The organism is Amycolatopsis vastitatis (assembly GCF_002234595.1).
Taxonomy (GTDB): domain Bacteria; phylum Actinomycetota; class Actinomycetes; order Mycobacteriales; family Pseudonocardiaceae; genus Amycolatopsis; species Amycolatopsis vastitatis.
Window position 1 is genome coordinate 22,654 of the sequence record NZ_NMUL01000006.1, and the last position, 19,476, is coordinate 42,129.

Annotated in this window: 23 protein-coding genes; 16 read left to right on the forward strand and 7 right to left on the reverse strand. The window is 71.6% G+C overall.

The window, feature by feature from the left end; translation table 11 throughout:
* Nucleotides 1–75 precede the first annotated feature (75 nt).
* Nucleotides 76–639 carry a helix-turn-helix domain-containing protein gene (locus tag CF165_RS06175; protein ID WP_167441370.1) on the reverse strand — a complete coding sequence of 188 codons (564 nt, stop codon included), beginning with the start codon at nucleotides 637–639 and terminating at the stop codon, nucleotides 76–78.
* Nucleotides 640–707: 68 nt separating this feature from the next.
* On the opposite strand from CF165_RS06175, the gene CF165_RS06180 reads away from it, so the two are divergent.
* From CF165_RS06180 to CF165_RS06200, 5 genes are all read left to right on the forward strand, one after another.
* The gene (locus CF165_RS06180) at nucleotides 708–1,400 is read left to right on the forward strand and encodes an AzlC family ABC transporter permease (RefSeq protein WP_143268459.1); all 693 of its coding nucleotides are present in this window, start codon (nucleotides 708–710) and stop codon (nucleotides 1,398–1,400) included.
* Entirely contained in the window at nucleotides 1,400–1,720 is a 321-nt protein-coding gene (locus tag CF165_RS06185) for an AzlD domain-containing protein (RefSeq protein WP_093946624.1), read from the forward strand. Before CF165_RS06180 ends, CF165_RS06185 begins: the two co-directional genes overlap by 1 nt.
* 175 nt (nucleotides 1,721–1,895) lie before the next feature.
* A complete protein-coding gene (gene pdxT / locus CF165_RS06190) occupies nucleotides 1,896–2,516 on the forward strand; it encodes a pyridoxal 5'-phosphate synthase glutaminase subunit PdxT (protein ID WP_093946445.1) in 621 nt (206 codons plus the stop codon).
* 41 nt (nucleotides 2,517–2,557) lie between these two features.
* Nucleotides 2,558–3,313: a YebC/PmpR family DNA-binding transcriptional regulator gene (locus CF165_RS06195; protein WP_093946446.1), complete on the forward strand. Its 756-nt coding sequence runs from the start codon at nucleotides 2,558–2,560 to the stop codon at nucleotides 3,311–3,313.
* 86 nt (nucleotides 3,314–3,399) lie between these two features.
* Nucleotides 3,400–3,951 carry a DUF4262 domain-containing protein gene (locus tag CF165_RS06200; RefSeq protein ID WP_167441371.1) on the forward strand — a complete coding sequence of 184 codons (552 nt, stop codon included), beginning with the start codon at nucleotides 3,400–3,402 and terminating at the stop codon, nucleotides 3,949–3,951.
* Here the strand turns inward: CF165_RS06200 and CF165_RS06205 are convergent.
* On the reverse strand, nucleotides 3,948–4,388 hold the full coding sequence (locus CF165_RS06205) for a cupin domain-containing protein (protein WP_093946447.1): 441 nt from the start codon (nucleotides 4,386–4,388) through the stop codon (nucleotides 3,948–3,950). The two genes, CF165_RS06200 and CF165_RS06205, sit on opposite strands and share 4 nt — an antisense overlap.
* A gap of 73 nt (nucleotides 4,389–4,461) precedes the next feature.
* On the opposite strand from CF165_RS06205, the gene ruvC reads away from it, so the two are divergent.
* The 8 genes from ruvC (at nucleotide 4,462) to CF165_RS06245 (ending at nucleotide 13,537) form a co-directional block, all read left to right on the forward strand.
* Complete coding sequence (ruvC, locus tag CF165_RS06210) at nucleotides 4,462–5,055, forward strand: crossover junction endodeoxyribonuclease RuvC (protein WP_167441372.1); 594 nt, start codon at nucleotides 4,462–4,464, stop codon at nucleotides 5,053–5,055.
* Nucleotides 5,052–5,648 carry a Holliday junction branch migration protein RuvA gene (gene ruvA, locus CF165_RS06215; protein WP_093946449.1) on the forward strand — a complete coding sequence of 199 codons (597 nt, stop codon included), beginning with the start codon at nucleotides 5,052–5,054 and terminating at the stop codon, nucleotides 5,646–5,648. The genes ruvC and ruvA overlap by 4 nt, the downstream gene beginning before the upstream one ends.
* 8 nt (nucleotides 5,649–5,656) lie before the next feature.
* Entirely contained in the window at nucleotides 5,657–6,730 is a 1,074-nt protein-coding gene (ruvB, locus tag CF165_RS06220; protein ID WP_093946450.1) for a Holliday junction branch migration DNA helicase RuvB, read from the forward strand.
* Between the two features lie 119 nt (nucleotides 6,731–6,849).
* On the forward strand, nucleotides 6,850–7,257 hold the full coding sequence (gene yajC, locus CF165_RS06225) for a preprotein translocase subunit YajC (protein WP_205660783.1): 408 nt from the start codon (nucleotides 6,850–6,852) through the stop codon (nucleotides 7,255–7,257).
* Nucleotides 7,258–7,474: 217 nt separating this feature from the next.
* Nucleotides 7,475–9,265 (forward strand): protein translocase subunit SecD, encoded by a 1,791-nt coding sequence (secD, locus tag CF165_RS06230; protein WP_167441373.1) that lies wholly within the window; start codon nucleotides 7,475–7,477, stop codon nucleotides 9,263–9,265.
* A gap of 1 nt (nucleotide 9,266) precedes the next feature.
* Entirely contained in the window at nucleotides 9,267–10,481 is a 1,215-nt protein-coding gene (gene secF, locus CF165_RS06235) for a protein translocase subunit SecF (RefSeq protein WP_093946452.1), read from the forward strand.
* Between the two features lies 1 nt (nucleotide 10,482).
* Entirely contained in the window at nucleotides 10,483–11,001 is a 519-nt protein-coding gene (locus CF165_RS06240) for an adenine phosphoribosyltransferase (protein ID WP_093946453.1), read from the forward strand.
* A gap of 181 nt (nucleotides 11,002–11,182) precedes the next feature.
* Nucleotides 11,183–13,537: a RelA/SpoT family protein gene (locus tag CF165_RS06245; protein WP_093946454.1), complete on the forward strand. Its 2,355-nt coding sequence runs from the start codon at nucleotides 11,183–11,185 to the stop codon at nucleotides 13,535–13,537.
* On the opposite strand, the gene CF165_RS06250 is transcribed toward CF165_RS06245, so the two are convergent.
* A complete protein-coding gene (locus tag CF165_RS06250) occupies nucleotides 13,513–14,802 on the reverse strand; it encodes an amidohydrolase family protein (RefSeq protein WP_093946455.1) in 1,290 nt (429 codons plus the stop codon). The two genes, CF165_RS06245 and CF165_RS06250, sit on opposite strands and share 25 nt — an antisense overlap.
* Nucleotides 14,803–14,854: 52 nt before the next feature.
* Between CF165_RS06250 and CF165_RS06255 the strand changes: the two genes are divergently transcribed.
* Complete coding sequence (locus tag CF165_RS06255; RefSeq protein WP_093946456.1) at nucleotides 14,855–15,292, forward strand: MarR family winged helix-turn-helix transcriptional regulator; 438 nt, start codon at nucleotides 14,855–14,857, stop codon at nucleotides 15,290–15,292.
* Here CF165_RS06255 and CF165_RS06260 read toward each other — a convergent pair.
* Both CF165_RS06260 and CF165_RS06265 read right to left on the reverse strand, forming a co-directional pair.
* Nucleotides 15,289–15,690 (reverse strand): DUF1304 domain-containing protein, encoded by a 402-nt coding sequence (locus tag CF165_RS06260; RefSeq protein ID WP_093946457.1) that lies wholly within the window; start codon nucleotides 15,688–15,690, stop codon nucleotides 15,289–15,291. The two genes, CF165_RS06255 and CF165_RS06260, sit on opposite strands and share 4 nt — an antisense overlap.
* Nucleotides 15,687–16,100, reverse strand: coding sequence for a cupin domain-containing protein (locus tag CF165_RS06265; protein ID WP_167441374.1), 414 nt, complete (start codon nucleotides 16,098–16,100; stop codon nucleotides 15,687–15,689). Before CF165_RS06265 ends, CF165_RS06260 begins: the two co-directional genes overlap by 4 nt.
* A gap of 88 nt (nucleotides 16,101–16,188) precedes the next feature.
* On the opposite strand from CF165_RS06265, the gene CF165_RS06270 reads away from it, so the two are divergent.
* The gene (locus tag CF165_RS06270) at nucleotides 16,189–17,211 is read left to right on the forward strand and encodes a helix-turn-helix transcriptional regulator (protein WP_093946459.1); all 1,023 of its coding nucleotides are present in this window, start codon (nucleotides 16,189–16,191) and stop codon (nucleotides 17,209–17,211) included.
* On the opposite strand, the gene CF165_RS06275 is transcribed toward CF165_RS06270, so the two are convergent.
* A complete protein-coding gene (locus CF165_RS06275; RefSeq protein WP_093946460.1) occupies nucleotides 17,208–18,041 on the reverse strand; it encodes an alpha/beta fold hydrolase in 834 nt (277 codons plus the stop codon). The genes CF165_RS06270 and CF165_RS06275 overlap by 4 nt on opposite strands.
* A 74-nt stretch (nucleotides 18,042–18,115) precedes the next feature.
* Here CF165_RS06275 and CF165_RS06280 point away from each other — a divergent pair, with 74 nt between their 5' ends.
* Nucleotides 18,116–18,892 (forward strand): enoyl-CoA hydratase/isomerase family protein, encoded by a 777-nt coding sequence (locus CF165_RS06280; RefSeq protein WP_167441375.1) that lies wholly within the window; start codon nucleotides 18,116–18,118, stop codon nucleotides 18,890–18,892.
* Here CF165_RS06280 and CF165_RS06285 read toward each other — a convergent pair.
* A complete protein-coding gene (locus tag CF165_RS06285; protein WP_093946462.1) occupies nucleotides 18,879–19,448 on the reverse strand; it encodes a hypothetical protein in 570 nt (189 codons plus the stop codon). The two genes, CF165_RS06280 and CF165_RS06285, sit on opposite strands and share 14 nt — an antisense overlap.
* Nucleotides 19,449–19,476: the final 28 nt, after the last annotated feature.

Consider the following 19,476-nt stretch of genomic DNA (forward strand, 5'->3'; position numbering starts at 1 on the left):
GGAAAATACGGGACCCGGCCGGGTTTCCCGATTTCCGGCTCGACGTCCGGTCGGTGATTTCTCCTCGCCGGGGACTCAGACGTACTCGGAGATCTCGACGCCGTAGGTGCCCGGCTCGAGGGCCTCGAAGATGTGGGGGACGTCGCCGGGGTAGGAGATGTAGTCGCCGGGGAGCAGTTCCTCCGGGTCGTCCATGACGCCGACGCGTGCCCGGCCCGCGCAGAGCACGATGTGCTCGACCACGCCGGTCATGTGCGGGTCGGAGCGCCGGGGCGTGCCCGGCTCGCCGCGGACGACGTAGATGTCCCGGCGGGCGCCGGTGGGGCAGGCCGACAGCAGCGTGCACGCGTAGTCGGAGTGCTCGGCGAACACCGTGGGGCCCTTGCCGGCGCGCACCACGCGGACCTTCGGCCGTTCCGGCTCGACCAGGCGGGAGAACGGGACGTCCAGGGCGACGCCGAGCGCCCACAGCGTCTCGACGCTCGGGTTGCCCGTGCCGGACTCGAGCTGCGACAGCGTCGACTTGGCCAGGCCGGCGCGACGCGCCACCTCGGTCAGGGACAGCCCCGCGCGGGTGCGCTCGCGGCGCAGCGATGCCGCGATGATCTCCAGCGGCGCTCCGGTCGTCTCCTGCGACATTCCGTTCGCTCCATCGGTCTGTTTGTTCGGCTTGACGAACACGCGGCCTGCCGTTCACTATAGAACACATGCGTTCGATATGGCGAACACTCGATCGAGGCCTCGCCCGTGACATCGGCCTGGTCTGTCTCGCCGATTGTCTCGTGGGGGTCTCCTACGGCGCCATCGCGGTGAGCTCGGGCTTCCCGCTGTGGCTGCCGATGCTGATGTCGCTGCTGGTCTTCGCCGGAGCGTCGCAGTTCATGTTCGTCGGCATCGTGGCCGCCGGCGGCAACCCGTTCGCGGCCGTGCTCGCCGGGCTGCTGGCCAACGCGCGGCACCTGCCGTTCGGCTTCGCGATCGGCGACGTCCTGGGCAAGCGGTGGCCGTCCCGGCTGGCCGGCAGCCACCTGATGATCGACGAATCGGTCGCGTTCGCCCTGGCCCAGCGCGAGGCGCACCGCCGCCGCGCGGCGTACTGGGCCTGCGGGATCGGCCTGTTCGCCTGCTGGAACCTCGGCGTGGTCGCCGGCGCGTTCGCCGGGACGGCGATCAGCGACACGGACGTCTTCGGCCTGGACGCGGCCTTCCCGGCGGTGCTGCTGGCGCTGGTGCTGCCGTCACTGAAGGACCGCGCGGCGCGGCTGCCGGTGCTGACCGGAGTGGTGGTGGCGCTGGCCGCCACGCCGTTCCTGCCGGCCGGGCTGCCGGTGCTGCTCGCCCTGGCGGGTGTCGTCGTCGGCGTCGCGGCGAAGGAGCCCGAGCTGCAGGAGGCGTGCTGATGGACGGGATGGAACTGCTGATCGGCACGGCGGTGCTGGCGCTGGGGACGTTCGCGTTCCGGTTCGCCGGCCCGGTGCTGCGCAGCCGGGTGAAACTGTCGCCGAAGGCGGAGCGGCTGATGGCGCTGGCGGCGGTGGTGCTGCTGGCGGCGCTGGTCGCGGTCAGCGCGCTGACGGAGGGGCACGGCTTCGCGGGCTTCGCCCGGCCGGCCGGGGTGCTGGTCGCCGGGGTGCTCGCGTGGCGGAAGGCGCCGTTCGTCCTGGTGGTGGTCGCGGCCGCGGCCACCGCGGCCTTGCTGCGCCTGGCCGGGGTGCCGTGACGGCGGGCTCGGCTGCGACGGGGGCGCCCGGACGACATGAATGACTCATTCCTGTCGCCGGACGACCGGAATGAGTCATTCACTACGTCGAAGCGGGCGGCACCGGGGCTGACCTGCCGGGAAGCCGCCGGGCCTTGGCGTCTAGGCTGGTGGGAAGGTCTTTCGGGAGGTCGGGTTGTCGTCGGAGCCGGTGATCGGTGTGCTCGCCATGCAGGGCGCCGTGCGGGAGCACGTCGCGATGCTGGCCGAAGCGGGCGCGCGGGCCAAGCCCGTGCGCCGCGCCGCCGAGCTGTCCGAAGTGGACGGTCTGGTGCTGCCCGGTGGCGAGTCGACCGCGATGTCGCGGCTGCTGGAGAGCTTCGAGCTGCTCGAGCCGCTGCGGGCGCGGATCGCCGAGGGGCTGCCCGCGTTCGGCTCGTGCGCCGGGATGATCCTGCTGGCGCGGCAGACCCTCGACGGACGCCCCGACCAGCAGCAGCTCGGCGGGCTCGACGTCGTCGTCCGGCGCAACGCCTTCGGCAGGCAGGTCGACTCCTTCGAGGCCGACCTCGACTTCGCCGGCATAGAAACCCCGCCGGTGCACGCGGTGTTCATCCGGGCCCCGTGGGTCGAGAAGGCCGGTGACGGCGTCGACGTGCTGGCCACGGTCAGCGGCGTGCCCGGCGTCGACGAGGAGACCGCTAGGATCGTCGCGGTCCGGCAAGGGGCGGTGCTGGCGACCGCGTTCCACCCGGAACTGACGCCCGACGTGCGGGTGCACCGGCTGTTCGTCGACCTCGTGCGAAAGGCTGCCTGAGACGCGGTGCCCGGCCGGGGTACGGAACAGATGGAGGAGAGATGAGCGGCCACTCCAAGTGGGCCACCACGAAGCACAAGAAGGCCAACCTCGACGCGAAGCGCGGCAAGCTCTTCGCGCGGTTGATCAAGAACATCGAGGTGGCCGCCCGCACGGGCACCGGTGGTGGCGACCCGGATGGCAACCCCACGCTCTACGACGCCATCCAGAAGGCGAAGAAGAACTCGGTCCCGCAGGACAACATCGAGCGTGCCCGCAAGCGCGGCGCCGGCGAAGAGGCCGGTGGCGCCGACTGGCAGACCATCACCTACGAAGGCTACGGCCCGAACGGCGTGGCCGTGCTGATCGAATGCCTCACCGACAACAAGAACCGCGCCGCGATGGAGGTCCGCACCGCGCTCACGCGCAACAACGGCTCCCTCGCCGACCCGGGGTCGGTCGCCTACATGTTCAACCGCAAGGGCGTGGTGATCATGCCGAAGGGCGACGCCACCGAGGACGACGTCCTCATGGCGGTGCTCGACGCCGGCGCCGAAGAGGTCAACGACCTCGACGAGAGCTTCGAAATCGTCTGCGAGGGCGGTGACCTGGTGCCGGTGCGCAAGGCGCTCCAGGAGGCCGGGTTCGAGTACGAGTCGGCGGAGCTCACCTTCCTCCCGACGGTGAGCGTGCCCCTCGACGCGGACGGCGCGAAGAAGGTCTTCAAGCTGATCGACGCCCTCGAAGACTGCGACGACGTCCAGAACGTCTACGCCAACTTCGATGTCTCGGACGAGGTGCTCGCCGAAGTCGGCTGAGTTTTTCCTTGTCGCGCAAGGATTTCCCGCCCGGGCCGGAAACTTTCCGGCCCGGGCACTGGGCTCCGGCGGGCTCGTCAGGCAGAATGTTCGCCGTGACCTCGACGACCCCCGCCGCTTCCGCCGACATCGCCGCCGAACTGTCCGCGGAAGAACTGCGCCTGATCGAATGGATCGAGGGGCAGGCGAAGGAACGCGGCAACGCGGTCATCAACGTCGCCGCGGACGAAGAAGGCGCCGGCTACTGCTTCACCGCCTGCGCGTGGGCGCTGCACCACGTGCCGGAAGCCGTCGTGGTCGGGCTGCCCGGCCAGATGGGCCAGGTGCTGCTCGACGCCTACGTCGACCGCGCGGCCAACGGCGAGATCTTCGAGGTCGGCAAGCGCTACGACGACTTCTTCGACGGCGTCCCGGTGGTCCTCGAGCGCGTCGACAAGGGGCACTACCCGCAGTACTTCGGCACGGCGTTCCTCATCTACCCGGACGGCGACTTCCCGGCGCTGCAGCTGATCGTCGCGACGCCGGAAGGCAAGTTCCCGTGGCACCCCGACGCCCCCGAGGGCTTCGCCGAGTGGCAGCTGGTGCTCACCGGCAGCGGCCGCCCGGAGAGCTGGACCCCGGGCGTCGACGGCCCCTAGAACTTCCGCAGGTCGGCGGCTGCTTCCGGGTACTCCAGCGCCAGGTCTGCCGCGGCCGCGAACTCCACGCAGCCGTCCGTGTAGGGCGGCACGACGACGGTTCCCAGCAGGCTCCACGCCCCCTGCGTGACGGTCGCCTGCCAGGTCCCGGCGGGCACGACGACCTGGGGACGTTCCCCGGCCGCGACGTCGGTGCCGAGCACCGGCCGCTCGACCGAGCCGTCCGGGTGCAGCAGCAGCATCGCGGCCGGCGCGCCCGCGTGGTGCGCGTAGATCTCGACGCGGTCGAGGCGGTGCGGTGCGGAGAACTCGGGGGCGACGAGCAGGTAGTAGATCGCCGAGCCGGTCTCCGAGCGCCAGCTCTGCGCCCACTGCCCGCCTTCGACGGGCAACGGCTGCAGGCCCAGGTGGGTGACGAAATCCGATGGCTCCGGCATGTCACCCATCCTGCCGCAGACGCGGCCAGTAGCCTGCAGCTCGAACTGGTGTTCGCGGCGGAAAGGAATGCGGGTGCGCGTGCTCGGGGTCGACCCCGGTCTGACCAGGTGCGGCCTGGGGGTGGTCGACGGCGGCAAGGGCCGGGCCGTCCGCTGCGTCGCCGTGGACGTCGTGCGGACGCCGGCCGACGCCGATCTGGCGCACCGGCTGCTCGCCGTCTCCGACGAGGTCGAGCGGTGGATGGACAAGTACAAGCCGGCGGCCGTCGCGGTCGAGCGGGTCTTCGCGCAGCACAACGTCCGGACCGCGATGGGCACCGCGCAGGCGGGCGGCGTGGTCGCGCTGGCCGCCGCGCGTCGCGGCCTCCCGGTCGTGTTCCACACGCCGAGTGAGGTCAAGGCGGCCGTGAGCGGCTCGGGCCGGGCGGACAAGGCGCAGGTCACCGCCATGGTGATGCGCCTGCTCAATCTCGAAGTCGCGCCGAAGCCCGCCGACGCCGCCGACGCGCTCGCGCTCGCCATCTGCCACCTCTGGCGGGAGCCGATGCGGGCCCGCCTCGCCGAGGCCGAAGCCCGCGCGGCCGAGATGGCCCGCACGCACAAGGCCCGCCTCGCCGCGGCGGCGAAACAGGCGAAGCAAGTCAAGAACCCGGGAGCAGCACGATGATCTCGTCGGTACGCGGAGAAGTCCTTTCGGTCGCCCTGGACCACGTCGTGGTCGAGGTCGGCGGGGTCGGCTTCGCCGTGCAGGCCACCCCGGCCACCCTCGCCACCCTGCGCCGCGGCGAGGAGGCCCGGCTGCACACCGCGCTGGTCGTGCGCGAGGACTCCCTGACGCTGTTCGGCTTCGCCGACGCCGACGCGCGGGAGCTGTTCGGGCTGCTGCAAACGGTGTCCGGGATCGGCCCGCGGCTCGCGCTGGCCACCCTCGCCGTGCTCGACCCCGGCAAGCTGCGGGCCGCGCTGGTGGAAGGCAACATCACCGTGCTCACCTCGGTGCCCGGCATCGGCCGCAAGGGCGCCGAACGGCTCACCCTCGAGCTGCGCGACAAGGTCACCGCGCTCGGCGGCACCGGCGACGCCCCCGCGGTCACCGCCCCCGGCGCCCTGCGCACGGAGGTCGTCGAGGCGCTGGCCGGGCTCGGGTTCCCGGCCAAGCAGGCCGAGCAGGCCGTCGACAAGGTGCTCGCCGACGGCGACGGCCACACGACGTCCAGCGTGCTGCGCGCCGCACTGGCCACCCTCGGCCGGAAGCGGTAGGCGCGGACGTGGAGTATGAGGCCGTGAGCGACGAAGAGGACGACGCCCTCTCGGCGTGGGCCCAGACCGGCGAGGAGAACGTCGAAGGCACCCTGCGGCCGCGCAAGCTCGACGAGTTCGTCGGCCAGCCACGCGTGCGCGAGCAGCTGGAACTGGTCCTGGAGAGCGCGCGGCGGCGCGGCGTGCCGCCCGACCACGTCCTGCTGTCCGGCCCGCCCGGGCTGGGCAAGACGTCGATGGCGATGATCGTCGCGGCCGAGCTGGGCGCGGCCATCCGGATCACGTCGGGCCCGGCCCTGGAACGCGCCGGCGACCTCGCCGCGATGCTGTCCAACCTGGCCCCGGGCGACGTCCTGTTCATCGACGAGATCCACCGGATCGCCCGCCCCGCCGAGGAGATGCTCTACCTGGCGATGGAGGACTTCCGGGTCGACGTCGTGGTCGGCAAGGGCCCGGGCGCGACCAGCATCCCGCTGGAAATCGCCCCGTTCACGCTGGTCGGGGCCACCACCCGGTCCGGCTCGCTGACCGGCCCGCTGCGCGACCGGTTCGGCTTCACCGGCCAGATGGAGTTCTACACCGACGCCGAGCTGGAGCTGGTCGTCCGCCGGGCCGCGACGATCCTCGACATCCCGATCGACCGCGACGGCTGCGCCGAGATCGCCGGCCGCTCGCGGGGCACGCCCCGGATCGCGAACCGGCTGCTGCGGCGCGTCCGCGACTACGCCGAGGTCCGCGCCGACGGCAAGGTGACCCGCGACATCGCCCGTGCCGCGCTGGCCGTCTACGACGTCGACGAGCTGGGCCTGGACCGGCTCGACCGGGCGGTGCTCACGGCGCTGACCAGGTCCTTCGGTGGCGGGCCGGTGGGTATCTCGACGCTGGCGGTCGCCGTGGGGGAGGAGGCGACCACCGTGGAAGAGGTGTGTGAGCCCTACCTCGTCCGCGCCGGTATGCTCGCCCGCACCCCGCGTGGCCGGGTCGCCACGGCGACCGCCTGGGAACACCTCGGCATGGTGCCGCCCGCCGATCTCCCAGGGCGCCCGGACCAGGGCGGGCCGACGCTCTTCGAGCAGGACTGAGCGGCCGGTACCGGCGGGTGGGTGTCGGCGTCCGCGCTGGTACCTGGCACACTTGACAGGAGCACATACCCAAAAACCGGACATTTCGGCTGGGCCCGGTGTCCGTCGAACGGAGAATCATGCAACAGCTATTGCTGCCCCTGCTGCTCGTGCTCGTCCTCGCCGTGCCGCTGGTGATGAGCACGCGAAAGCAGAAGAAGCAGCAGGCCGCGCAGCAGGATCTGCAGAGCAGCCTGGCGCCCGGTGACCGCGTGATGACCACCTCGGGTCTCTACGGCACCGTCGCCGACACCTCGGGTGACAACACGATCGACATCGAGATCGCCCCGGGCGTCGTCACCACCTGGCTGCGGCTGGCGGTCCGCGAGAAGGTCGAGCCGGTCGTCGAGACCGAGGAGGACTCCGCCGACGACGTGGAGACCCCCGCCGAGGAGCCGTCGATCATCGAGTCGAGCTCCGGCATCAAGGACGACGAGCCGCAGACCACCGCGCAGGTGGCGCCGCCGCTGGAGCACGGCAAGAAGTAAGCCCCGAGGCACCTCCTGGGCGGGCCGGGAATCCCGACGAAAGTCGGTACGACCTCGAACGCCGGGCTCACGCAGCACCGAGTAGTGTCTCGGTGCTGCGTGCGTGTCCGCCGTCATACCCGTGCCCGGGAGTGAATCGCACACAGTCCCTCCCGGTAACCCTCCGGGCGGGCACCGCAACTTTGGGGTCCACCCAGTCCGAGGAGACCGAAGCACCGTGGCAGCATCGGCCGGGCATCTCCGCCCGGGACGCTATCTCGCCCTGTTCGCCCTGATCGTGATCGTGCTGTACGCGCTGGTGTTCCTCACCGGCAACCACAAGCCGACCCCGAAGCTGGGCATCGACCTGCAGGGTGGCACCCGGGTCACGCTCACCGCCCGCACCCCCGACGGCGGCCAGCCGACCCGCGAGTCCCTGAACCAGGCGCGCCAGATCATCGAACGACGCGTCAACGGGATCGGCGTCAGCGGCACCGAGGTTCTCCTCGACGGCACCAACGTCGTCATCACGGTCCCCGGCGAGCAGGGTGACCAGGCGAAGAACCTGGGCAAGACCGCGAAGCTGGGCTTCCGGAAGGTCGTCGCGAACGCCACCCAGCCGGTGGTGCCGCCGCAGACCGCGCCGCCGGCCACGACCCCGCCCACCTCGGGTGCCCCGAAGAGTTCGACGCCGCCGCCTTCGGGCGCGCCGTCGGCGACGTCCGGCGCCCCGAGCACCAAGAACGGTGGCGGCGGTGCCCCGGGCGCGGCTCTCGCGCAGCAGCAGACCACCACGCCGGCCGCGCCGAGCAGCAGCACCACGCCGCCCGCGTCGACCCCGGCGCCCGCGCCCTCGGACGGCTCGGTCGACGCGCAGACCGCGCAGGAGATCCAGGCCGCGAAGGCGGTCCGGCAGAACCCGCAGCTGATCGGCGCCGACGGCCAGCCGAACCAGGAGCTCGTCGCTAAGGCGATGGCGTCGCTCACCTGCGCGCCGAACGCCAAGGACCCCCTCGAGGGCAACGACGACCCGAAGCTGCCGCTGGTCGCCTGTGGTGACCACGACACGTACAAGTACCTGCTGGAGCCGGAGTTCCTGCCGGGCACCGAGATCGCCGACTCGACCTCGGGCTACGACCAGCAGCGCGGCCAGTGGGTGGTGAACCTCAGCTTCAAGAGCGACGGCACCAAGACCTGGGCCGACTTCACGTCGAAGAACCAGGGCCAGCAGGCGGCGTTCGTCCTCGACACGCAGGTCGTGTCCGCGCCGAACATCCAGGTGGCCATCCTCGACGGCAACACCCAGATCACCGGCAAGTTCACGCAGTCCGAGGCGAAGGACCTCTCGGACATCCTGAAGTACGGCTCGCTGCCGCTGTCGTTCTCGTCCTCGGACGCGACCACGGTGTCGGCGACCCTCGGCCTCGCGTCGCTGCAGGCGGGCCTGATCGCCGGCGGCATCGGTCTGCTGGTCGTGTTCGTCTACTGCCTGTTCTACTACCGGCTGCTCGGGGTGCTCACCATCCTGTCGCTGGCCCTGTCCGGCGCGCTGGTGTTCGCGGTGCTGATCCTGCTCGGACGCTGGATCGGCTACACGCTGGACCTGGCGGGCATCGCCGGCCTGATCATCGCCATCGGTATCACGGCGGACTCGTTCGTCATCTACTTCGAACGGCTCAAGGACGAGATCCGGGAGGGCCGGACGTTCCGGTCCGCGGTGCCACGCGGCTGGGTCCGTGCCCGGCGCACCATCCTGGCCTCGGACGGCGTGAGCTTCCTGGCCGCGGCCATCCTGTACGTCATCGCGGTCGGCGACGTGCAGGGCTTCGCGTTCACCCTCGGCATGTCCACGGTGCTCGACCTGGTCGTCGTGTACCTGGTGACGCACCCGCTGGTGGCCATGGTGTCCACGTCCAAGAACGAGTTCCTGTCCAATCCGAGGCACCTGGGCCTCGGCGCCGTGCAGCAAGTGGGTTCGCAGCGGAAGAAGTCGACCTCGGTCGGCCGCGCGAACGTGAAGGAGGCCTGACATGGGGGTCGAAGAACTGAGCACGGACGCCGAAGGCAACGCCAAGGTGACGGCGAAGCCCGGCAAGAAGGAAAGCGTCTTCCACCGGCTCTACGTCGGCACGGGCGCGTTCGACGTCGTCGGCAAGCGCAAGCGCTGGTACGTGTTCTTCGGCGCGCTGGTGCTGGTGTGCCTGCTGTCGATGATCGTCCGCGGCTTCAACCTCGGCATCGAGTTCGAGGGCGGCACGCAGATCCAGATGCCCGCCAACGGCATCCACGGCGTGATCACCGAAGACCAGGCCAAGGCGTCGTTCCAGAAGGCGCTCGGCCACCCGGCCGCGGAGGCGCAGAAGGTCGGCACGGGCAACGCGTCGACCATCCAGATCCGCACCGAAACGCTGAACGCGGCCGACGTCGCCAAGCTCAAGCAGGGCCTGTTCCAGGACCTGGGCCCGAAGGGCACGAACAACCAGCCCAGCGTCCAGGCGATCAGCGACAGCGCGGTGAGCGCGTCCTGGGGCGGTGAGATCTCGCAGAAGGCGCTGATCGCGCTCGCGGTGTTCCTCGTCGCGGTGGTCATCTTCCTCGGGATCTACTTCGACCTGCGGATGGCCGCGGCCGCGCTCGTCTCGCTGCTGCACGACATCCTGGTCACGGCCGGCGTGTACTCGCTGGTCGGCTTCGAGGTCACTCCGGCGACCGTGATCGGCCTGCTGACCATCCTCGGGTTCTCGCTCTACGACACGGTGGTGGTGTTCGACAAGGTCCGCGAGAACACGCGCGGCCTGCTCGGGCTGACCCGCCGCACGTACGGCGAGGCCGCGAACCTCGCGCTGAACCAGACCCTGATGCGGTCGTTCAACACGGCGTTCATCGCGCTGCTGCCGATCCTGGGCCTGCTGATCGTCGGGTACGTGCTGCTCGGCTCGGGCACGCTGCAGGACCTGGCGCTGGTGCAGCTCACCGGTACCCTCGTCGGCGTCCTGTCGTCGGTCGCCCTGGCGACGCCGCTGCTGGTCGACTTCAAGATGCGCGACCCGAAGTACCAGCAGCAGGCCGAGCGCGTCCGGCAGCGCCGGGCCAGCCAGGAGCGCAAGGCGGCGGGCGACGACTTCGACGCCTCGGACGACGACGCCCTGGCGAAGGAACTGCGCAAGGAGAAGGCGTACGCGGCCGCGGCCGGCGTCCCCGCCCGGATCCAGAAGCAGCGCCCGGCCGGGAAGCGGAAGCGCTGACGTGGAGCTGGACGACGCCCTCGGCCTGATCGCCGAGGTGCCGGACTTCCCGGAGCCCGGCGTGCTGTTCCGCGACCTGAGCCCGCTCTTCGCGGACGCGGGCGCGTTCAAGGCCGTGACCGACGCGCTGGCGAGCACCCTCGACCCTTCCGTCGAGGCGCTCGCCGGCGTGGAGGCCCGCGGGTTCCTCCTCGCCGCGGCCGTCGGGTACGCCCGCGGCCTCGGCGTGGTCCTGATCCGCAAGCCGGGCAAGCTCCCGAAGGTGGCGGGCCGGGTCGACTACGCACTGGAGTACGGCACGGCGACGGTGGAGCTGCCGTCGGGCGTGGTGAAGCCGGGGCAGCGGATCGCGGTCCTCGACGACGTCCTCGCCACGGGCGGCACGGTGGCGGCCACCGGCAAGCTCCTGGAGGACGCGGGCGCGGTGGTCGACAGCGTCTCGGTGGTCCTGGAACTGGCCGCCCTCGGCGGCCGCCAGGTCCTGGGCGACCGGAAGGTCCACGCCCTCGAGACCTGCTGACGAACCAGCGGCCGAGGCGGTCGTGAGTGAGTAACAGTGTTCTAACACTGTTACTCACTCACGACCGTGAACTGGCTGGTTGCGGGCTCCGGGTCCCCCTGAATGGGCGCACCCGACAGGACCGCGAGGTGCAACGGCTACCCTGGTGTTCCGAAGGCCGCACGAGCAGCAGGAGGTGCGGGTGAGCCAGGAGCTCGACGCCGCGGTGCCCGCGAAGCAGGGCGCCCAGCAGAACGGGCAGGCGGCGGCAACGCCCGCGCCGCCGAAGCCGAACGGCGCGGCGCCGAACCCGTCCGCCACCCGGCGGGTCCGTGCGCGCCTCGCCCGGCGGATCACCGCGCAGCGCGCCGCCCCGGTCAAGCAGGTCCTCGAACCCCTGGCCGTCATCCACCGCGAGCTCCACCCGAACGCCGACCTCGGGCTGCTGCAGCGTGCCTACGACGTCGCCGAGGAGCTGCACCGGAACCAGCGGCGCAAGTCCGGCGACCCCTACATCACCCACCCCCTGGCCGTCGCCACCATCCTCGCCGAGCTGGGCATGGACACCACGACGCTGGTCGCCGCCCTGCTGCACGACACGGTCGAGGACACCGGCTACGCCGTCGAGAGCCTGAAGGCCGACTTCGGCGAGAAGGTCGCCGAGCTGGTCGACGGCGTGACCAAGCTGGACAAGGTCAAGCTCGGCTCGTCCGCCGAGGCCGAGACCATCCGCAAGATGGTCATCGCGATGGCCAAGGACCCCCGGGTGCTGGTCATCAAGCTCGCCGACCGGCTGCACAACATGCGCACCATGCGCTTCCTGCCACCGGAGAAGCAGGCCCGCAAGGCCCGCGAGACCCTCGAGGTGCTCGCGCCGCTGGCCCACCGGCTCGGCATGGCCACGGTGAAGTGGGAGCTGGAGGACCTGGCGTTCGCCATCCTGCAGCCGAAGAAGTACGACGAGATCGTGCGGCTGGTCGCCGACCGCGCGCCGTCACGCGACATCTACCTGCGGTCGGTGATCGTCGAGCTGACGAGCAACCTCGTCTCGTCGCGGATCACCGCGAAGGTCGAAGGCCGGCCGAAGCACTACTACTCGATCCACCAGAAGATGATCGTCCGCGGCCGCGACCTCGACGACATCCACGACCTGGTCGGCGTGCGGATCCTGGTCGAGGACGTCCGCGACTGCTACGCGGCGATGGGTGTGGTCCACGCGCTGTGGCAGCCGGTGCCCGGCCGGTTCAAGGACTACATCGCCCAGCCGCGGTTCGGCGTCTACCAGTCGCTGCACACGACCGTGATCGGCCCGGACGGCAAGCCCCTCGAGGTGCAGATCCGCACCTACGAAATGCACCGCACCGCCGAGTACGGCATCGCCGCGCACTGGCGGTACAAGGAAACCAAGGGCACGCACAACGGCAACGCGGTGGACGTCGACGAAATGGCGTGGATGCGCCAGCTCCTCGACTGGCAGCGCGAGGCGGCGGACCCGGGTGACTTCCTCGAGTCGCTGCGCTACGAGCTGGCCGCGCGCGAGATCTTCGTGTTCACCCCGAAGGGTGACGTGATCACGCTGCCGGTCGACTCGACGCCGGTCGACTTCGCCTACGCCGTGCACACCGAGGTCGGCCACCGCTGCATCGGCGCTCGCGTCAACGGCAGGCTGGTGGCGCTCGAACGGAAGCTCGAGAACGGCGAGTCCGTCGAGATCTTCACGTCGAAGGCGGAGAACGCCGGGCCGTCGCGCGACTGGCTGTCGTTCGCCGGCTCGCCGAAGGCCCGCGCCAAGATCCGGCAGTGGTTCGCCAAGGAACGCCGTGACGAGGCGATCGAAGGCGGCAAGGAAGCCATCACCAAGGAGATCCGCAAGGTCGGCCTGCCGATCCAGCGCCTGGTCTCCGCGGAGTCGATGGGCGCGGTCGCCACCGAGCTGCGCCACGCCGACATTTCGTCGCTGTACGCGGCGGTCGGCGAAGGCCACACCAGCGCGAAGCACGTCGTTCAGCGGCTGGTGGCGCTGATCGGCGGCGTCGACGCGGCGGAGGAGGAGCTCGCCGAGCGGGCGACGCCGTCCACGGTGACCCGGCGCCGCGGCTCCAACGACGTCGGCGTCGTGGTCAAGGGCGCCAGCGACGTCTGGGCCAAGCTCGCCCGCTGCTGCACCCCGGTGCCGGGCGACGAGATCCTCGGTTTCGTCACCCGCGGCGGCGGGGTTTCGGTGCACCGCACCGACTGCACGAACGCCGGTGACCTGCAGTCCCAGCCCGAGCGGCTGGTCGAGGTCGAATGGGCGCCCTCGGCCTCGTCGGTGTTCCTGGTGGCCATCCAGGTCGAGGCGCTCGACCGGCACCGGCTGCTCTCGGACGTGACCAAGGTGCTGGCCGACGAGAAGGTCAACATCCTGTCGGCTTCGGTGACGACGTCCCGTGACCGGGTCGCGGTCAGCCGGTTCTCGTTCGAGATGGGCGACCCGAAGCACCTGGGCCACGTCCTCAAGGTGGTCCGCGGCGTGGAAGGCGTCTACGACGTCTACCGCGTGACGTCGGCTTCCTGAGGCCGCCACGACCCGTCGACCGCGATACCCGCGGCCGCGGCGATCCGGTCGCGGGATTCGAGCAGCCGGGCACGCAGGGCCGGCAGGTCCAGGCCGAGCAGCCGGCCGTGGCGCTTGACCGCCCGGCCGGCGACGAAGACGCTGTCGACCAGGCCGGGGTGACCGGCGCTGACGATGGACCCGGCCGCGTCGCCCACCGGGAAGATCGCCGGGTCTTCGGCGTCGAGCAGGATCAGGTCGGCGTCCTTGCCGACGGTGATGCTGCCCGTCCGGGCGCCGAGCCCGCACGCACGGGCACCGTCCACAGTGGCGAACGCGAGGACGTCCCGGGTCGTCACGGCGCCGCGCTCGGCGGCCAGTGCGGTGCGCATGGCGCCGAACATGTCCCCACCGGCGGACGGGCAGTCGTCGGCTGACAGCGACGGGCGCATCCCGGCGGCCAGCGCGCGTCCGGTGACGAGCGGCTCGAAGCCCATCTTCAGCTCGACGTCCGGGCTGACCGACACCGATCCGCCCGCGTCGGCCAGCATCGCGAGCTGGTCGTCGGAGAGGCCGTTGCCGTGCACGACGGTCGTGCGGTCGTCGAGCAGGCCGCGCTCGTGCATCTCCGCGATCGGCCGGTCGCCCCGCGGCCAGCCGCCGGTGCCGTGGACGTGCATGCTCACCCGGAGCCCGAGTTCCCGTGCCAGCGCGACATCGGCGGCCGTTTCGTCCATGGTGGACATGACCGGCCCGCGCAGGCCCAGTGCCATTTCTTCGTCCGGCAGCAGGGCACGCACCCGCCGGATCTCCGGTGCGATGTCCGGCCCCGCGGCGCCGTAGCAGAAGATCGAGCGACCGGGCGCGTCCCGCAGGGCCTGGATCGCGGCGTCGGCGTTCTCGGGACGGTCGGCGCGGTGGAACCAGTCGAGCAGGGTCGTGACGCCGGAGCCGAGTGCCTCGATCCGGCCCAGCAGGTTGCCGAGGTAGACGTCTTCCGGGCGGTAGCAGGGCCCGAGCGTGCCGTGCACGGCGACGCGGTACTGGCCGAACGTCCAGTCGGCGCCGAGGCCGCGGAACGCCGTCTGCCACGTGTGCCGGTGGGTGTCCACGAACCCGGGCAGCACGATCTTGCCCGAGGCGTCGACGACCTCGGCGCCGGCCGCGTCGATGGCCGGGCCGACCGCGGCGATCCGGCCGTCCTCGATGAGCACGTCACCGCGAGGGAGATTCCCGGTCGCCGGATCCATGCTGACCACCATGCCGCCGCGTAGAAGCGTGTTCATGGATGTCCTTTCCCCAAGAGTTGATACGTCAACTCTAGCCTAGACTGTCGGCATGGCGGAGATGAGCCCCGAGGACTGGGCATTCTGGGACACCTGGATGCGCGCGCACCGCCTGCTGGTCCGCGAGCTCGACCGCGACCTGCAGCGCGACTGCGGCATCTCGAAAGCCGAGTTCAGCGTGCTGGTGACGCTGCGCCGGCCGATGCGCGTCGGCGAGCTGGCCGACGCGCTCGGCTGGGAGAAGAGCCGTGTCGCGCACCTGCTGACGCGCATGGAGAAGCGTGGCCTGGTGGCGCGGACCGAGGACGGCGCAGGCGGCAGGCGTACCGGGATCGAGCTGACCGCGGAAGGCCGTCGCCTCGCTGGCAGCGCGACCCGGGTGCACGGCGCGAACGTCCGGCGGCACGTCCTCGACCGGCTCACCCCGGACCAGGCCGCGGCCATCCGCTCCTGGAGCGAGGAGCTGATCGAGCGCGTCGAGCCGGCCTAGAACAGGGCGGCGACCAGCGCGCCCAGCGCCGGGAGCGCCTGGGCGAGCGCGCCACCGCGGCCGGCGCCGCGCGGGCGGCTGAGGCCGCGCAGGTCCGACACGCCGAGCGCGATCCCGGCCAGCAGCATGAACCCGCAGCAGTAGAGAACCAGCCAGCGTCCGGCGTCGGCGTGCCCGGTGTGCAGCAGGACCAGCCCGGCCACCGGGCCGGCGGCGAGGAACAGGTTGTAGAACCCGACGTTGAACGACCACAGCCGGGTGGCGGGCAGGTTCGCCGTGGGGATCTTGAAGATGCCTTGGTGCACGCCGGGCCGCTCGAACAACAGCACTTCCCAGGTGAACGCCACCAGGTGCACCAGCACCGCCAGCCCGGCGCAGACCTGCGCGATGGCGTTCACGACGCCAGCTCGATGCCGTGCCGCCCGGCGATCTCCGGGATCCGCTCGGCCGCGGACCGGTCGACCTCGCGGAAGAACCGGCCCATCCCGCCGGTCAGGCTCACCGCGAGGAACTGCGCCGACGACGTGTGCACCGTGAAGGTGTTGACCGCGCCGGCCGGGATGCTGATCGACGCGCCGGGGCCGAGGTCGTGGAGTTCGCCGTCGACGTAGACGGTGATGCGTCCGTGCAGCACGTAGAAGGCCTTGGCCCAGGGCTCGGCGTGCGGCGGGACCGACGGCCCGCGAGGCGCGTCGACCTCGAACACCTCGTAGGCGTCCCCGGTGTGCTCGGCGGCCACCTTGACGGTGATCCGCGCGTCCTTCGTGTCGAGTTCCGGGCCTTCGCCCGGGGCGCTGAAGTGGGTCATGGCCGCCACGTTAGGAATCGCGGGCGCGGCCGGCCATCCCAGAATCCGGGGATTCCGCCACGCCGAGGGCGCGGCGCATACTGCGTCCATGTGGGACAGCCGGGCGGAGGGCGTGCGGCGGGACGTCGCCGCGCTCGCGACGGCGGGCCTCGGCGTCGCGGAACTCCACGCCGCCGCCATCGAGCTGGTCGACCGCGTGGTGCCCGCGGAGCTCACGTGCTGGGCTTCGCTGGACCCCGACACCGCGGTGATCAGCTCGATGACCAGCGGCCCGGCCCGCATCCCCGGCGAGTACGAGCCGTTGCTGGCGACCTACGAGTACGACGGCGCGCAGCCCCACACCTTCGCGGAGCTGGCCCGGCGGCCGGTGCCGGTGGCCCGGCTCTCGGACCTGCCGCGCCGCGACGTCGAGCGCAGCGGCCGGTTCACCGAGGTCTGGCGGCCGCTGGGGCTCGGCCACGAGCTGCGCGCGGTGTTCCGGGTCGACGGCACGTCGTGGGCCGCGGCCGGACTGGTGCGGCGTGGCGATTTCAGCGACCGCGAAGTCGGGTTCCTGACGTCGGTCGCCCCCGCGCTCGCGGCGGCGACGCGGGTGGCGGCACGCACGCGAGGGGCGGGGGAGCGGGCGGAACCGGCGATCGTGGTGGCCGGCCCGGACGGCAGGCAGCGCGCCGCCACCGCGGCGGCCGAGGCGTGGCGGTCCGAACTGGACGAAATCGCCCCCGGCCGGTTCGCGGTGCTCCTGCGCGCGGTGGTGACCGGTGCGCTCGCGGCGGCGACGGGGACGTTCCGCGCCCGGGTCCGCGACGCCCACGGCGGCTGGATCGTGCTGCACGCCAGCCGGTTGGTGACCGGCGACGGCGACGGCGAAACGGTGGTGACCGTCGACCGGGCGTCGGGCGCCGAACTGCTGGGCGTGCTGCTCGCCGCCTACGGCCTCACCGCCCGCGAACGCGACGTCTGCCACGAGGTGCTGGCCGGACGGTCCACAACGGACATCGCGGCGCGGCTGGCCATTTCGGCGCACACCGTGCAGGACCACCTGAAGTCGGTGTTCGCCAAGGTGGACGTGCGGAGCCGGGGCGAGCTGACCGCGAAGCTGTGGTCCTAGAGGAACTTCCGCAGCAGCGCGTTCACCTCGTCCGGCCGTTCCATCGCCGGGAGGTGGCCGGTGTCGGGGAGTTCGACGAGCTCGGCGGCCGGCAGCGACTCCGCGAGGTGCCGCGAAAGCTCCACCAGGCCGAGCGCGTCGGCCGTCCCGATGACCACCAGTGCGGGGGTCGTGATCTCGGCCAGGCGGTGCCGGGTGTCCGGGATCTTCTCCGTCCACTGTGGAGCAGTCCAGTCGTGCCGGTAGACCTGCTCGCACATTTCCCGTACCAGCGCGACCATCCCGGGCGGCAGGACCGAGACGTCCCGCTCCGGGCCGGCGACGAGGTAGCGGAGGTTGGCGTCCGCGATCGCGCGCACGTCCGCCGGGCCGGGGGTGCGCTTCCGGGCCTGGTATTCGGCGAGCCGGCCGGGCGGGAAGGCTTCGGCGGCCAGCCGCGCGAAGTCCGCCTGCATGTGGTCCGGCCAGGTGTGCCCGGTGAGGCCCGAGCCGAGCAGGACCAGCCGGGTGATCCGCTCCGGCACGGCGAGGGCGGCGTCCAGCGCGCACGCCCCGCCCATCGACGCCCCGACCAGCGCGGCCTGCTCGATCCCCCGGGTGTCGAGCAGGGCCAGCAGGTCCTCGTAGTGGGCGTGTTCGCCGGTCTCGCCGCCGGTTTCGCCGAAGCCGCGGCGGTCGTAGCGGATCACCCGGTGGGTGGCGGCGAGCGCGGTGAACTGCGCGTCCCACATCCGGCGGTCGCCGATCGCGGCGTGCAGCAGGACGACCGCGGGCCCCTCACCCGTTTCGTCGTAACCGAACGCCGTCCCGTTCACGTCGATCGTCGCCATGGACCCAAGCTAGCGACACGACCGCGTCACACACCGCGGGTTTCGCTCAGGGCGAGAAGCTAATGTGCCAAGGCATGGACGGATTCGAGCTGACGCGCGATGGCGAGGTGGCGCGACTGACGCTGACCCGGCCGGAGAAGATGAACGCGATCACCTACGGCATGTGGTCGGCGATCCCGGACGTCGTGGCCGGGGTCGAGGCCGACCCGGCGCTCAAGGTGCTGGTGATCGCCGGTGCCGGGAAGCACTTCTCCGCCGGCGCCGACATCAGCGAGTTCGGGGAGCTGCGGACCACGGCGGAAGGCGCGGCGAGCTACGACAAGGCCGTCGAGGGCGCGGTGGCCGCCCTCACCGCGATGCGGAAGCCGTCCGTCGCGATGATCCAGGGCAACTGCATCGGCGGCGGCTGCCAGATCTCGGTCGCCTGCGACTTCCGGTTCGCCGCCGAAGGCGCGCGGTTCGGCATCACCCCGGCGAAGCTGGGTATCGTCTACCACTTCGATTCGACGCGTCAGCTCGTGTCGCTCGTCGGCCCGGCGCACGCCAAGTACTTCCTCCTCTCCGGCGAGCTGATCAGCGCGGGCCGCGCCCGGGAGATCGGGCTGCTCAACGACGTTTTCCCGGCCGGCGACCTCGAGCCGTCGACGCGGGCGTTCGTGGCGACGCTGTGCTCGCGCTCGCAGGCGTCCGTCCGCGGGATGAACCGGATCATCGAGAAGATCGTCGCCGGGCAGGAGACGCCGGACGCCGAGGTCGAAGAGATCCGCTCCGAGGCTCTCCACGGCGTGGACTACGCGGAGGGTGTCGCCGCGTTCCTCGAGCGGCGCCCGCCGCGCTTCACGTTCCGCTGACCAGGTATTCGTGGAAGTGCTCGGCGACGACGTCGGTGACTCCGGCGGGATCGAGCCTGCCGTCGATCTCGATGACGCGGATGCCGCGCTCCCGCGCCGACCGCACGGCCTGCGCGGCGAGCATCCGGTCGCGGGTCAGCCGTGTCCGCTGCCGCGGGATCGCGGGTTCGTCCGGCCGGTGCCGAAGCTGGTGCTGGCGGAACAGCTCGGTCGGGACCAGCACGACCATCCGGCGCGGCGAGTCGACGAGCGGGGCGACCAGCTCCGGCCGCAGCGCCCAGCCTTCGGCGACGATCGGCCGCGGTGACTCCCAGACACGCAGGTCGTCCAAGGCGTACTGGAAGCGCTGCCGGAACTCGGCCAGCGCCACGGTCAGCTGCTCGACGGCCGGGATGTCGTCGGCCGGCGTCGTTTCCGGCCGGGTCCGGTCGTCGTGGTGGTAGGCCGCCAGCCCGTGCCGGTCGGCCAGCAGCCGGGCGACGGTGGACTTGCCGGTCCACGGCGCGCCGCCGATCCACAGGGCCTTCCGCAGGGTCCCGAACGGGTCCGAGGTCATCGTTCGACTATCGCGGCACTGGCGGCTT

Coding starts and splice junctions, on each gene's coding strand:
- CF165_RS06175 (WP_167441370.1), bottom strand. CDS start 639: ATGTCGCAGGAGACGACCGGAGCGCCGCTGGAGATCATCGCGGCATCG.
- CF165_RS06180 (WP_143268459.1), top strand. CDS start 708: ATGCGTTCGATATGGCGAACACTCGATCGAGGCCTCGCCCGTGACATC.
- CF165_RS06275 (WP_093946460.1), bottom strand. CDS start 18,041: ATGGCGACGATCGACGTGAACGGGACGGCGTTCGGTTACGACGAAACG.
- CF165_RS06265 (WP_167441374.1), bottom strand. CDS start 16,100: ATGACCCACTTCAGCGCCCCGGGCGAAGGCCCGGAACTCGACACGAAG.
- CF165_RS06285 (WP_093946462.1), bottom strand. CDS start 19,448: ATGACCTCGGACCCGTTCGGGACCCTGCGGAAGGCCCTGTGGATCGGC.
- CF165_RS06195 (WP_093946446.1), top strand. CDS start 2,558: ATGAGCGGCCACTCCAAGTGGGCCACCACGAAGCACAAGAAGGCCAAC.
- CF165_RS06185 (WP_093946624.1), top strand. CDS start 1,400: ATGGACGGGATGGAACTGCTGATCGGCACGGCGGTGCTGGCGCTGGGG.
- CF165_RS06250 (WP_093946455.1), bottom strand. CDS start 14,802: ATGAACACGCTTCTACGCGGCGGCATGGTGGTCAGCATGGATCCGGCG.
- CF165_RS06200 (WP_167441371.1), top strand. CDS start 3,400: ATGTTCGCCGTGACCTCGACGACCCCCGCCGCTTCCGCCGACATCGCC.
- yajC (WP_205660783.1), top strand. CDS start 6,850: ATGCAACAGCTATTGCTGCCCCTGCTGCTCGTGCTCGTCCTCGCCGTG.
- secF (WP_093946452.1), top strand. CDS start 9,267: ATGGGGGTCGAAGAACTGAGCACGGACGCCGAAGGCAACGCCAAGGTG.
- CF165_RS06205 (WP_093946447.1), bottom strand. CDS start 4,388: ATGCCGGAGCCATCGGATTTCGTCACCCACCTGGGCCTGCAGCCGTTG.
- ruvA (WP_093946449.1), top strand. CDS start 5,052: ATGATCTCGTCGGTACGCGGAGAAGTCCTTTCGGTCGCCCTGGACCAC.
- CF165_RS06270 (WP_093946459.1), top strand. CDS start 16,189: ATGTGGGACAGCCGGGCGGAGGGCGTGCGGCGGGACGTCGCCGCGCTC.
- CF165_RS06255 (WP_093946456.1), top strand. CDS start 14,855: ATGGCGGAGATGAGCCCCGAGGACTGGGCATTCTGGGACACCTGGATG.
- CF165_RS06280 (WP_167441375.1), top strand. CDS start 18,116: ATGGACGGATTCGAGCTGACGCGCGATGGCGAGGTGGCGCGACTGACG.